Raw genomic sequence first — 11,712 nt, forward strand, 5'->3', positions numbered from 1 at the left:
GGCAGTCATCGGCGACCGCCGATCCGCATAACCAGCTCATCACGATTCAAAAGTTGCACGCGAAACGACTCCACGCCACGATCCTTGGGCATTTGGCGGGGGAAAGAAGCATGCGCTGGCGGCTGGCATTGACGATCGGGCTGGCGGCGCTCGCCGCTTCCGGCGGAACCGCCCAAACCTATGACGACCGCCCGACAAAGGCGGTCCCCGCAAACTACGGCTTCAACTACGATCGCCGCGTGGTCGAGATCCCGATGCGCGACGGGACCAAGCTGCACACCGTCATCCTGACGCCCAAGGGCGCGACCGATGCGCCTATCCTGCTGACCCGCACGCCGTACAGTGCCGAGGTGCTGACCACCAATCGCAAGAGCGGCGATCTCGCGACCACGCTCTACGGTTACGACAATGCGACCGACGTCATCGTCGATGGCGGCTATATCCGCGTCATCCAGGACATTCGCGGCAAATACGGCTCGGGCGGCACCTTCGTGATGAACCGCGCTTTGGTCGGCACGGCGGAGAATCCGACCAAGGTCGATGATGCGACCGATTGCTATGACACGATCGACTGGCTGGTGAAGAACCTGAAGGCGTCGAACGGCAAGGTCGGCATCCTCGGCATCAGCTATGACGGCTACGAGCCGCTCGCGGCATTGGTGAATCCGCATCCGGCGCTCAAGGTGTCGGTGCCGATGAACCCGATGGTCGACGGCTGGATGGGCGACGACTGGTTCCATAACGGCGCGTTCCGCCAGATGAACATGGACTATATCTGGGAGCAGGAAGCGACGCGCGACAACAGCTCGCCTTGGATAAGCTCGAGCGACGACATCTACGATTTCTACATGCGCGCGGGGTCGGCGGGCGAACTCGGCAAGCGCATGGGGCTGGAGCAGATCGGCTTCTGGAAAAGTATCCTGGCGCACCCCGCTTACGACAAGTTCTGGCAGGACCGCGCGATGGATGCGTACCTCGCCAGGCAGCCGCTCAAGGTCCCGGTGATGCTGGTCCATTCGTTATGGGACCAGGAGGACAGCTACGGCGCGTTGGCGGTCTATCGCGCGCTCGAGCCCAAGGACGCCAATAACGACATGGTCTATCTGTCGATGGGGCCGTGGCACCATGGGCAGGAGATCGAGGACGCCGACACGCTCGGCCAAATGCGCTGGGGGCAGGATACCGGCACCTGGTGGCGCAGGAATGTACTGGCGCCGTTCCTCGCGCATTACCTCAAAGGCACGCCGATGGACGTCGCGCCGGTCACCGCGTTCGAGAGCGGGACCAACGAATGGCGGCGCTTCCAGTCCTGGCCGAAGGACGCGGGGGAGGGCGATCGGCTATATCTGAAGCCTGGAGCCGCGTTGGGCTTCGACGCAGCGGCAAGTGGCGAGGAAACCGCCGATTATGTCTCCGATCCGGCGCATCCGGTGCTGTTCCGCAACCGTCCGGTCCAGGCGGTGGGCTATGACAACAACCCCTGGCCCAATTGGCTCGCCGATGATCAGCGCGCGGTATCGAGCCGGCCCGACGTGCTGACCTTCACCAGCGAGGCGCTGACCCAGCCGCTCAAGATTTCGGGGCGGCCAATGGTCAAGCTGACCGCCTCGACCAGCGGCACCGATAGCGACTGGGTAGTCAAACTGATCGACGTCTGGCCCGACCAGGTGCCCGGACGGCCGGGGTTCGGCGGCTATCAATTCGCGGTCGGCATGGACATCTTCCGCGGGCGATACCGCGAGAGCTTCTCCGCGCCCAAAGCGCTGACGCCCAATGCGCCGCTCCAATACAGTTTCGCGCTGCCCGCGGCGAACCATGTGTTCCTGCCCGGGCACCGGATCATGGTGCAGGTGCAATCGAGCTGGTTTCCGCTCTACGACCGCAATCCGCAGAGTTTCGTGCCGAACATCTTCCTCGCCAAGCCGGCTGATTATGTGAAGGCGACGCAGCGGGTGTGGGTGTCTGGGCCGAGCGAAAGCTACGTCGCGCTGCCGGTGGTGAAGTGAGGAGGGAAACAATGTTCGATCGGCGTCAGGTCCTGAAAGCGAGTGCCGCCCTGGCTGCGCTATCCGCCGCACCGGCGTGGGCGCGGCCAGCCGGGTCTGCGCTCGATGCGCTGTTCGACAGTTTCTTTTCCGAGGGGCTCAAGCAGCGCCCTGAATCGGCGACCCTGCTCGGCTTCGACAAGGGCGCGAACGCCGCGCTTCGCTCGAAACTGTCCGATGGATCGTCGGCAGGGCAAGCGGCGTCGAAGGCGCTGACACAGAGCCAGCTCAAGCGGCTCGCGGCTGTCGATGTCGCTGCGCTCAGTCCGGCGGAAAAGGTCAGCTACGACGTCGTCCTCTACACTCGAAAAGCCGCGGCGGCGGCGCAGGCCTTCGATTTCGGCGGCGGGCGTTCGCCTTATGTGATCAGCCAGCAAGACGGGGCCTATCAGTCGACGCCCAATTTCCTCGATACCAAGCATCCGATCGATAACGCTTCCGACGCCGACGCCTATCTCTCGCGGCTGGCGGCGTTCGGGAAGCAGCTCGACGACGACACCGCGCAGATGAAGCATGACGTGGCGGCGAGCGTGGTCCCGCCGGACTTCCTGATCGGCAAGACGCTGACGCAATTGACCGCGATGCGCGTGCCGGCGGCGCAGGCGACTGTCGTCGCGTCGATCCAGCGCCGTGCCGCCGCCAAAGGCCTCGACGCGCATTACGGCAAGGACGCCGCCAGGATCTACGATGAGCACATCCTGCCGGCGATCGACCGCCAGATCGCGGCGGTGAAGGGCGTGCAGGGCAAGGCGACGCACGACGCCGGGGTGTGGAAGCTGAAAGAGGGCGACGCCTTCTACCGCATGGCGCTCGAAGGCTCGACCACGACGCGGCTGTCGCCCGAGGAAGTCCACCAATTCGGGCTCGACCAGGCCAAGGCGATCGGCGACCGCATCGCGCAATTGATGGACAAGGCCGGCGTTCCGGCGGGGCCGCTCGGCCAGCGATTGGCGAGCATCTATAAGCTGCCGGGGCAGGTCTATCCCAATACCGATGAGGGCAAGGCGCAGGCGATCGCGTTTTGCAACGGCCGGCTCGACGCGATCCGCGGCCGCTTGCCCGAGGTGTTCAAACGCATGCCGACCTACAAATTCGAAGTGCGGCGCGTTCCCAAGGAGATCGAGGCAGGTGCCGCGTCGGCCTATAGCCAGGGCCCGGCGATCGACGGATCGCGGCCGGGGCTGGTCTATTTCAACCTGCACGATTCGGCGGAATGGCCCAAATTCATGCTGCCGACCGTGGTCTATCATGAAGGCCTGCCCGGGCATCAGTTCGAGGGCGGGCTTGCACTATCGAACGCCAGCCTGCCGCTGATCCGCAAGTCGATCGGCTTTTCGGGTTATGCCGAGGGCTGGGCACTCTACGCCGAGCAAGTCGCGGCCGAGCTCGGCATGTATGACGGCGATCCTTTGGGAGAGATCGGGTATCTGAAAGAGGCACTGTTTCGCGCGCACCGCTGCATCATCGATACCGGGCTGCACCATTTCAAATGGAGCCGCGAAAAGGCGATCGCGCTGTTCGTCGACGGTCAGGGCGAGGCGCCGGGCTTCGCCGACCGCGAGATCGACCGCTATTGCGCCAGTCCCGGCCAGGCGTGCAGCTACAAGCTTGGCCATTCGAGTATCGTCAAACTACGCGACCGGGCCAAGGCGGCGCAAGGCGACAAGTTCGACATCAAGGAATTCCACGAAGCGGTGCTGGCGAACGGCCGCGTGCCGCTGGAGATATTGGAGCAACTCGTGGGGACGTGGATTGGGAAAGCCTAGCGGCCATCAAAATCCTCCCCGGGACGGGGAGGGGACCGCCGCCGAAGGCGGTGGTGGAGGGGGCCCTCCACGACGCAACATCCGTTAGGAAGGCCCCCTCCACCAAGCCGCTGCGCGTCTTGGTCCCCCTCCCCGTAAAACGGGGAGGATTTTTCGTCAGTCCCGCTTCAACCGCGTCACGTGCCCCATCTTGCGCCCCGGCCGGGCATTGCCTTTGCCATAGAGGTGCAGATGCGCGCCCGGCTCGGCCAGGATCGTCGCCCAGTCATCCGCCTCGGCGCCGATCAGATTGACCATCTCGACCGCTGGGGCGGTCAGCGCGGTATCGCCGAGCGGCAGGCCGCAGATCGCGCGGATATGGTTCTCGAATTGCGAGGCGACCGCGCCCTCGATCGTCCAATGCCCCGAATTGTGCACGCGCGGCGCCATTTCGTTGAACACCGGTCCCTCGGCGGTGGCGAAGAATTCACAGGCGATCACGCCGACATAGCCGAGCTGGTCGGCGATCCGCCCGGTCAGCGCCGCGGCGACTCCCCATTGGTTGGCGATCTCGGCCGGCGCCGGCAGCGACGAGCGCGCCAGGATGCCAAGCTTATGCTCGTTCCATGGCGGCGGATAGCTGACCATCGATCCATCATGTCCGCGGGCGAGGATGATCGAGAATTCGTGGGTGAAATTGACGAAACCTTCCAGGATCGCGGGACGCTGGCCGATATCGCTCCACGCCGCCTCGGCCGCGTCGCGTGCCGCGATCCGCACCTGGCCCTTGCCGTCATAGCCGAGCCGCAGCGTCTTGAGGATCGCCGGCGTCCCGATCTCGTCGAGTGCCGCGTGCAACTCGTCGAGGCTGGCGACGCGCCGCCACGGCGCGGTACGCCCGCCGATCGTGTCGACGAACGCTTTCTCGCTCGCGCGGTCCTGGGCGATGCCGAGCGCTTGCGGGGCCGGGTGGACCGGCACTTGGGTCGCCAGATAGGTGACCGGCTCGATCGCGATATTCTCGAATTCGTAGGTCACGACGTCGCAACGCGCCGCCATTTCATCGAGCACGATGCGGCTGTGATAATCGGCGCGAGTGAAGCTGGAGGCAGTCTGCGCCGCGACGCTCTCGGCGTCGGGGGCGAGGATATGGGTGCGATAGCCGAGCTCGGCCGCGGCCGAGGCCAGCATGCGCCCGAGCTGGCCGCCGCCCAGGATGCCGATCGTCGAACCGGGGGGAAGCGGGGTCATTCGGGATCGATCGCGACGCTGTCGGTCTGTCTCGCGCGCCACGCCTTGAGTCGCTCGGTCAGCGCCTCATCGCTCGTCGCGAGGATCGCCGCAGCGAGCAGTCCCGCGTTGATCGCCCCGGCCTTGCCGATCGCCAGCGTACCGACGGGCACGCCGCCCGGCATCTGGACGATCGAATAGAGGCTGTCGGCGCCCTTCAACGCCTTCGACTCCACGGGCACGCCGAGCACCGGCAAATGCGTCATCGACGCCGCCATGCCGGGCAGATGCGCGGCCCCGCCGGCACCGGCGATGATCACCTTCAGACCGCGATCGGCGGCACTGGTGGCGTAATCGTAAAGCCGCTGCGGCGTGCGATGCGCGCTGACCACCTTGGTCTCGTGCGGCACGCCGAGTTCTTCGAGCTTTTCGGCGGCATGACGCATCGTCTCCCAGTCGGAAGTCGAGCCCATGATGATGCCGACAAGCGGTTGCATCCGCCGCCCCTAGCCAAGGGGGCGAGGCAGGGCAACCATCCTAGCCCGACAGAACTACAACGCCTCTTTGCAGCCGCGGGTCAGATGCACGCCGCGCAGGAATCCGCGCCGGGCGAAGCCGGCCTGGGTTGCCGCGGCGAGGCGGCGGTCGGCAGCGGCGGCGCCCGATACTTCGCGCACTACCCCGCGAAACGGGATCAGCGAATTGACTACCGCCCCGCCCGCCGCCTTGCCTACGCTCATCTTGTCGTTGGGACCGCCCGCGCTGTAGTCCGGACCGAGCGCCGCATCGAGCACGCGCACCGCATCGGCGATCTGACGGCAGGTCCTCAGCCCGGCGAGCGAATAGGGCGCGTTCGACGCTTCGACCAGCGAAGGCGGGATCTTGGTCTTGGCGATGCCGACATCCTTGGCCGGCTGGCTGACCACGTCCTTGGTATCGTCGATCGTCTCTTTCCGCTTCTCGTCGCGCGTCGATTGCGGCGCCGGATCGGCGGTGGCCGGCGCCGTGGTGGTGACGGGAGCGGCGGGCGCTGTGCTCTGCGCCAACGCCAAGGGTGACAGCAACACCGCGCCGGCGACGCCCAGCGCCGCGATAAATATCTTCCCGTAGCCACCCGCTTGCATCTGATTTCTCCATTCGGGCGGTCGCCCGATCGTTACGCTTGGAGAAGAAACGCGCGTCGCGGGTTGTCGATCCCCTGGTCGCGGTTAATCAGCAGTGGTCGGATCGATCACGTTGCGCACCTCGGCGATCGAATTGGCTGGAAAACCCGCAGTCTCGGCATGCTGGCGGATCAGGTCGGCCGAGGGCGCGCGATAGATGCAGTAGATTTTGTCGTCGGTGACGTAGCTGTGAACCCACTGAATCTCGGGGCCGAGGTCGCGCAGCACGCTGCACGAAGTCTGCGACGCGCCCTTGAGGTCGGCGGCGCTGGCGCCGCCGATTCCCGGCATATCCCGTTCGATGACGAATTGCGGCATGGCGATTCTCCCAATGAGCAACCGGAGGCTGCGCCTTTGCCGGGACGGGGGATAGGAAAAATGCGTCCGCGCTGTCGATATCGGCCTTGCCAGTTCGTCGACTATAATGGGTGAGGCAATCACGCGGCGATGGCGCCGCGGCTCGACCCAGGAGTTTTCCGATGCGTTTCATGTCCATCGTCACCTCGCCGCGGTCGGAGACATACGGCAATCCGACGCCCGAGCTTCTCGAAGCCATGGGCAAGCTCGCCGACCGCGAGATCAAGGCCGGCCGCATGATCGACAATGGCGGGCTGATGCCGATCGAGCAGGGTGCTCGCATCACCATCAGGAACGGCGAGTTGAGCGTGCTCGACGGCCCGTTCGTCGAGGCCAAGGAAGTCATTGGCGGCTACGCGATTTCCGAGTTTGCGAGCAAGGAAGAGGCAGTCGCACTGGCGGTCGAATTCATGCAGCTCCACAAGGATCATATGCCCGGCTGGGAAGGCACATGCGAAGTCCGCGCGTTCGCCGGTCCGCCCACGGCTTGATCGCGTCGCGACCTTTGCAGCGTCGGCGGCCGTGACGGCCGTCGACGCACATCGCACGATCCTGGCCGTCTGGCGGATCGAGCAGCCCCGGCTGATCACCAGCCTGGCGCGGATGCTGCGCGACGTGCCGCTGGCCGAGGAGCTGACCCAGGACGCCTTGCTCGCCGCGCTCGAGCGCTGGCCGCAGACAGGCGTCCCCGAACGCCCGGAGCCTGGCTGATGACGACCGCCCGGCGGTTGGCGGTCGATCACATCCGGCGATTGCCGATGCTCGACCGCAATCATGCATTCCTCCTGCATGAGCTGGAGCAGGAGGAAGCGGAGACGCCGGATTACGACGCATTTCTCGACGATGATATCGGCGACGAGATGCTGCGGCTGATCTTCACCGCCTGCCATCCGCTTCTGCCCCATGATGCGCGGCCCGCGCTGGCATTGCGGATGGTCTGCGGCCTGACCACGGCCGAGATCGCGCGAGCATTCCTGGTCTCCGAGGCGACCGTTGCGCAGCGGATCGTCCGCGCCAAGCGAACTTTGTCCGACTCGGGTCTCGCTTATGAGACGCCGCGCGGCGACGAACTTGCCGAACGATTGTCGTCGGTACTCGAGGTCATCTATCTGATCTTCAACGAAGGTTATACCGCGGCGGGCGGCGATGATTGGCTCCGCCCCGATCTGTGCAGCGAGGCATTGCGGCTGGCGCGCGTGGTCGTCGCCATCGCTCCGCACCAGGCCGAAGCGCACGGACTGCTCGCCTTGATGGAACTCAACGCATCGCGCACCGCGGCCCGGATCGATCCGGCCGGTGAGCCGATCCTGCTGCTCGACCAGGATCGCACTTTATGGGACCGCACCCAGATTCAGCGCGGGATGCGATCACTCGCACAGGCCGAGGAATTGGGCGGTATAAACGGGTTCTACACGCTGCAGGCGGCGATTGTCGCGTGCCATGCGCGCGCCGCGCGTGCCGCCGAAACCGACTGGCTGCGCATCGCATTGCTCTATGCAGAATTGTCCGCGGTTACCCGATCGCCGATCGTCGAACTCAACCGCGCGATCGCGGTCGGTATGGCGGAGGGGCCTGCCTCGGGGCTCGCCATCCTCGACCGCATCGCCGATGCGCCCGAGCTGAAAGGCTATCATTTGCTGCCGAGCGTGCGCGGCGATTTGTTGCGGCGCCTGGGGCGTCACGAGGAGGCTCGGGCGGCATTCGAAGCGGCTGCCGCCCTTGCCGGCAACCGGCGCGAACGCGACTTGCTCAACCGGCGCGCACGCGAACAGGATTGACGGCGCTGGCCGCGTGCCCGGCTGCGCGTCACCGCTCGCTGAGATAATAGCGGTCGGTCGCGGCAAGCTGGTCATCCAGCTGGTAGACGATCGGCTGGCCAGTCGGGATTTCCAGCCCAGTGATCTCATCGTCGGGAATGTTCGACAGATGCTTGACCAAAGCGCGCAGCGAATTGCCGTGGGCGGAGATCAGCACGCGCTGCCCGTCCTTGAGCGCGGGAGCGATGCGCCCTTCCCAATAGGGCAGCACGCGTGCGATCGTGTCCTTCAGGCTCTCGGTGTTCGGGATAGCGATGCCGGCATAGCGGCGATCCTTCGACAGATCGTACTCACTGCCCGCTTCCAGTGGCGGCGGCGGAATGTCGAAGCTACGGCGCCAGATATGGACCTGCTCGTCGCCATGCTTGGCAGCGGTCTCGGCCTTGTTGAGGCCAGTCAGGCCGCCATAATGGCGTTCGTTCAACCGCCAATCCTTCTCGACCGGTAGCCACAGCCGACCCATCGCCTCGAGCGCGAGGTCGAGCGTCTTGATCGCGCGCGTCTGGAGCGAGGTGAAGCACATGTCGAAATCGAGGTCCTTGGCTGCCATCAACTCGCCCGCCAGCCGCGCTTCCTCGGCGCCCTTTTCGGTCACGTCGACATCCCACCAGCCGGTGAAGCGGTTTTCGAGGTTCCAGGCCGACTGGCCGTGGCGGATCAGGACGAGCATGGGCACGAAGCTACTCCTTGCGGGGGATCGGGCGGCTCTGTAGCGCTTCGGGCCGTAACGGCAAACCGGGAGAGCGAGTCATGGCGATCGTGCGGCAACCCATGGTGTATGACGGCCCGGGCGGCCCGTTCGAAGGCGTGTTCGCCTATGACGATGAGGTCGAGACCGCGCGGCCGGGGGTGATGGTCGTGCCCAACGTGCTGGGCCAGAAGGAATCGGACAGCGTCACCGCCGAGAATATCGCCAAGCTCGGCTATGTCGGCTTCGTCGCCGACGTGTTCGGGCAGGGGCGGCGCAAGACCTTCGCCTCGGAAAATCCAGCCGAATATATGAACGAGCTCAACGCCGATCGCGGGCTGCTCCGCGACCGGTTGAAGGCGTCGCTCGATGTGCTCAAGGGTTTCCAATTGGTCGATCCGGCGCGGACCGCGGTCTATGGTTATTGCTTCGGCGGCAAATGCGCACTCGACGTGGCCCGCGCTGGGTTCGACGTGCTCGGGGTGGTGTCGTTCCACGGCGTCTACGACAAGCCCGATTATGCCAGCGTTACCCCGATCAAGGCCAAGGTCCTGGTTTGTCACGGCTGGGAAGACCCGATCGCGCCGCCCGACGTGATGGTTGGTCTTGGCAAGGAATTGAGCGAGGGCGAGGCCGACTGGCAGATCCAGGCTTATGGGACTGCCGGCCACGCCTTCACCGATATCGATCGCAAGGGCGGCGCGGCGCCGAGCCGTCCCGGCGTCGCTTATGAGGAACGCGCCGATCGTCGCAGCTGGAAGGCGGCCAGCAACTTCCTCGCGGAACTGTTCGGCTAGCAAGAGAGGGCGCCGGCCCCCGCCAGCGCACCTGCCCGCGATCAAACGCCGTCGATCACCTCGGCGATCGTTTCCAGGCACGCTACCGCCAGGACCTTGCACCGATCCGGCGACCAGCCGAATTCGGGGTCGGGATTGGGGTCGTGGTCCTTGAACGGCATTTCCAGGGTCATCGATACCGCCCCGAACCGCTCGGCGAGCTGGTTGGTCGACATGGTCAGATTGGCCTTGCCCGGGGCGGACTTCTCATAGCCTTTGGCGGTCTGGAATTCGGGCGTGCGCGCCGCGAGGCGCCGGCCGAAATCGTAGAATTTCTCGCCGAACGCGTCCGTCCAGCTCGGAATGCCTTCATAGCCGGCCAGGAAATTGGCCGGGATCGCCTCGTCGCCATGGACGTCCATCGCGAGCTTGACGCCGGTGCGGTCCATCTCGTCGCGGACCAGTTTGACCTCCGGACTCTTCTCCATCGAGGGCTCGTGCCATTCGCGGTTGAGGTTGATGCCGGCGGCATTGGTCCGAAGGTGCCCGCGGAAGGTGCCGTCCGGGTTCATGTTGGGGACGACATAGAATGTGCATTTGGCCTTGATCGCGTCAGCGGCAGGGCTGGTCAGCCATTCCAGCGCGCCTTCCATCCACCATTCGGCCATGCTCTCGCCCGGATGCTGGCGCGCGTAGAGCCAGACCGGCTTGTCGCCCGCGCCGATCGTCAGCAGGTCGATCGCGCGGCCGTCGAGCGTGTGGCCAAGCTCGCGATGCGTCATGCCGGGCTTCGCGGCATATTCGGCGATCAAATCCTCGTGCCGCTCCATCGTGTAGGGCGCGAAATAGGCGAACCACGCGACCTGCGCGTCCGATTGCCAGTCGAATTCGAGCACGCCGTTGTCATAGCGAGTCGGAATCATACGCCACAGGACACGGTCGGTCGAAGCACGTGCCTTATAGCCCGGCCAGCCGAACGGATAGGCCGACTTGCCCGCATTCAGGATGCGGAAGGTCAGCTTGCGCCCGGCGGCATTGGCGACACGGAACGAGAACCATTGATAGAAATCGGACAGATGGTCCTTGGCGATCTCCAGGTCGACGCGGTCGCCCTGGATTTCGACAACGCGGATATTGCCGCCGTCGAACGCGGCGGTGATGGCAGGAAGGGAATCGGTCATTTGACCTCGATAGTCCGGCCCGACTCGCCAGGGAACCCGGTGAAAAGCGCAGTTGCGAGTTTGGGGGCGAGCTTGTCCGCCACGGCATTGCCGACCACGCCGATCGCGCGCGATTGGGCGCGGCCTTCCCACACGCCGAGATCGCCCTGGCGCTGGTTGATCTTGACCGACAGCATGCTGAGCGCGTCCTCGCGGTCCCGCCCGCGCCCGATCGGGAACGAGACGCCGCCGCCCAGGCCGACGCCACCGCCGCCACCATTGCCGCTCCATGTCCCGCCACCCAGGCCGATCCTGAACGGCGAGCGCTCGCGCACAGGGCGAGCCTCGATATGGAAGCCGATCTTGGCGACATAGACGCTCTTCGATCCGTCGGGGACCAGGGTATAGCCTTGCTTGGCCAAGGCATCGCCGACCGCCAGGGCATAGGCCTGATATTCGGGACCATTATCGATGCCCTCATCGGGCACCAGGGCGATCGTCCCGCGGCCGACCTCATCGGCGCGATAGCGAGTCACTTCGGTGGGGAAGGAGGCGGGCGCGGTCGCGCACCCCGCCACCATCAGGGCTGCCGTCAGCAGGATCGCTTTACGCATTCACTCTTCTCCACCATCGCGTTGCACCGGTATGTTGCCTTCTAGAGTCTGTTTCAGCAAAGCTGAAACGGTCGCGGCACCGGCCCGCTCCCCCACCCGACCTCCCAATCAGTTTAT

General features: G+C 65.3%; 13 protein-coding genes. 6 read left to right on the forward strand and 7 right to left on the reverse strand.

The window, feature by feature from the left end; all coding sequences use genetic code 11:
- The first annotated feature begins 110 nt into the window (after positions 1 to 110).
- Both AC1DQQ_RS15295 and AC1DQQ_RS15300 read left to right on the forward strand, forming a co-directional pair.
- Positions 111 to 2,006: a CocE/NonD family hydrolase gene (locus tag AC1DQQ_RS15295; protein WP_478045666.1), complete on the forward strand. Its 1,896-nt coding sequence runs from the start codon at positions 111 to 113 to the stop codon at positions 2,004 to 2,006.
- An 11-nt stretch (positions 2,007 to 2,017) separates the two neighbouring features.
- A complete protein-coding gene (locus AC1DQQ_RS15300; RefSeq protein ID WP_478045667.1) occupies positions 2,018 to 3,811 on the forward strand; it encodes a DUF885 domain-containing protein in 1,794 nt (597 codons plus the stop codon).
- A gap of 156 nt (positions 3,812 to 3,967) precedes the next feature.
- Here the strand turns inward: AC1DQQ_RS15300 and AC1DQQ_RS15305 are convergent, their stop codons facing one another.
- From AC1DQQ_RS15305 to AC1DQQ_RS15320, 4 genes are all read right to left on the reverse strand, one after another.
- Positions 3,968 to 5,041 (reverse strand): 5-(carboxyamino)imidazole ribonucleotide synthase, encoded by a 1,074-nt coding sequence (locus AC1DQQ_RS15305; protein WP_478045668.1) that lies wholly within the window; start codon positions 5,039 to 5,041, stop codon positions 3,968 to 3,970.
- Positions 5,038 to 5,517: a 5-(carboxyamino)imidazole ribonucleotide mutase gene (purE, locus tag AC1DQQ_RS15310; protein ID WP_478029768.1), complete on the reverse strand. Its 480-nt coding sequence runs from the start codon at positions 5,515 to 5,517 to the stop codon at positions 5,038 to 5,040. The genes AC1DQQ_RS15305 and purE overlap by 4 nt, the downstream gene beginning before the upstream one ends.
- A 54-nt stretch (positions 5,518 to 5,571) precedes the next feature.
- The gene (locus tag AC1DQQ_RS15315) at positions 5,572 to 6,144 is read right to left on the reverse strand and encodes a hypothetical protein (RefSeq protein ID WP_478045669.1); all 573 of its coding nucleotides are present in this window, start codon (positions 6,142 to 6,144) and stop codon (positions 5,572 to 5,574) included.
- An 84-nt stretch (positions 6,145 to 6,228) separates the two neighbouring features.
- Entirely contained in the window at positions 6,229 to 6,501 is a 273-nt protein-coding gene (locus AC1DQQ_RS15320; protein ID WP_066827486.1) for a DUF4242 domain-containing protein, read from the reverse strand.
- A 161-nt stretch (positions 6,502 to 6,662) separates the two neighbouring features.
- On the opposite strand from AC1DQQ_RS15320, the gene AC1DQQ_RS15325 reads away from it, so the two are divergent.
- From AC1DQQ_RS15325 to AC1DQQ_RS15335, 3 genes are read left to right on the forward strand one after another with little or no spacing between them, the layout of a single operon-like run.
- On the forward strand, positions 6,663 to 7,031 hold the full coding sequence (locus AC1DQQ_RS15325; protein ID WP_066827498.1) for a YciI family protein: 369 nt from the start codon (positions 6,663 to 6,665) through the stop codon (positions 7,029 to 7,031).
- Between the two features lie 31 nt (positions 7,032 to 7,062).
- On the forward strand, positions 7,063 to 7,251 hold the full coding sequence (locus tag AC1DQQ_RS15330) for a hypothetical protein (protein WP_478045670.1): 189 nt from the start codon (positions 7,063 to 7,065) through the stop codon (positions 7,249 to 7,251).
- Positions 7,251 to 8,318: an RNA polymerase sigma factor gene (locus AC1DQQ_RS15335; RefSeq protein WP_478045671.1), complete on the forward strand. Its 1,068-nt coding sequence runs from the start codon at positions 7,251 to 7,253 to the stop codon at positions 8,316 to 8,318. Before AC1DQQ_RS15330 ends, AC1DQQ_RS15335 begins: the two co-directional genes overlap by 1 nt.
- 28 nt (positions 8,319 to 8,346) lie before the next feature.
- Here the strand turns inward: AC1DQQ_RS15335 and gpmA are convergent, their stop codons facing one another.
- Positions 8,347 to 9,033: a 2,3-diphosphoglycerate-dependent phosphoglycerate mutase gene (gpmA, locus tag AC1DQQ_RS15340; RefSeq protein ID WP_478029771.1), complete on the reverse strand. Its 687-nt coding sequence runs from the start codon at positions 9,031 to 9,033 to the stop codon at positions 8,347 to 8,349.
- 74 nt (positions 9,034 to 9,107) lie between these two features.
- Here gpmA and AC1DQQ_RS15345 point away from each other — a divergent pair, with 74 nt between their 5' ends.
- Positions 9,108 to 9,842 carry a dienelactone hydrolase family protein gene (locus AC1DQQ_RS15345; RefSeq protein WP_478045672.1) on the forward strand — a complete coding sequence of 245 codons (735 nt, stop codon included), beginning with the start codon at positions 9,108 to 9,110 and terminating at the stop codon, positions 9,840 to 9,842.
- Between the two features lie 41 nt (positions 9,843 to 9,883).
- On the opposite strand, the gene AC1DQQ_RS15350 is transcribed toward AC1DQQ_RS15345, so the two are convergent.
- Complete coding sequence (locus AC1DQQ_RS15350; RefSeq protein WP_478045673.1) at positions 9,884 to 11,002, reverse strand: M14 family metallopeptidase; 1,119 nt, start codon at positions 11,000 to 11,002, stop codon at positions 9,884 to 9,886.
- Positions 10,999 to 11,595, reverse strand: a complete 597-nt coding sequence (locus tag AC1DQQ_RS15355) for a DUF4136 domain-containing protein (protein WP_478029774.1) — start codon at positions 11,593 to 11,595, stop codon at positions 10,999 to 11,001. Before AC1DQQ_RS15355 ends, AC1DQQ_RS15350 begins: the two co-directional genes overlap by 4 nt.
- Between the last annotated feature and the right edge of the window lie 117 nt (positions 11,596 to 11,712).

This window comes from Sphingomonas sp. P4_G3, from assembly GCF_056401105.1.

Coding starts and splice junctions, on each gene's coding strand:
- AC1DQQ_RS15320 (WP_066827486.1), bottom strand. CDS start 6,501: ATGCCGCAATTCGTCATCGAACGGGATATGCCGGGAATCGGCGGCGCC.
- AC1DQQ_RS15315 (WP_478045669.1), bottom strand. CDS start 6,144: ATGCAAGCGGGTGGCTACGGGAAGATATTTATCGCGGCGCTGGGCGTC.
- purE (WP_478029768.1), bottom strand. CDS start 5,517: ATGCAACCGCTTGTCGGCATCATCATGGGCTCGACTTCCGACTGGGAG.
- AC1DQQ_RS15295 (WP_478045666.1), top strand. CDS start 111: ATGCGCTGGCGGCTGGCATTGACGATCGGGCTGGCGGCGCTCGCCGCT.
- AC1DQQ_RS15345 (WP_478045672.1), top strand. CDS start 9,108: ATGGCGATCGTGCGGCAACCCATGGTGTATGACGGCCCGGGCGGCCCG.
- AC1DQQ_RS15305 (WP_478045668.1), bottom strand. CDS start 5,041: ATGACCCCGCTTCCCCCCGGTTCGACGATCGGCATCCTGGGCGGCGGC.
- AC1DQQ_RS15325 (WP_066827498.1), top strand. CDS start 6,663: ATGCGTTTCATGTCCATCGTCACCTCGCCGCGGTCGGAGACATACGGC.
- AC1DQQ_RS15350 (WP_478045673.1), bottom strand. CDS start 11,002: ATGACCGATTCCCTTCCTGCCATCACCGCCGCGTTCGACGGCGGCAAT.
- AC1DQQ_RS15335 (WP_478045671.1), top strand. CDS start 7,251: ATGACGACCGCCCGGCGGTTGGCGGTCGATCACATCCGGCGATTGCCG.
- AC1DQQ_RS15355 (WP_478029774.1), bottom strand. CDS start 11,595: ATGCGTAAAGCGATCCTGCTGACGGCAGCCCTGATGGTGGCGGGGTGC.
- AC1DQQ_RS15300 (WP_478045667.1), top strand. CDS start 2,018: ATGTTCGATCGGCGTCAGGTCCTGAAAGCGAGTGCCGCCCTGGCTGCG.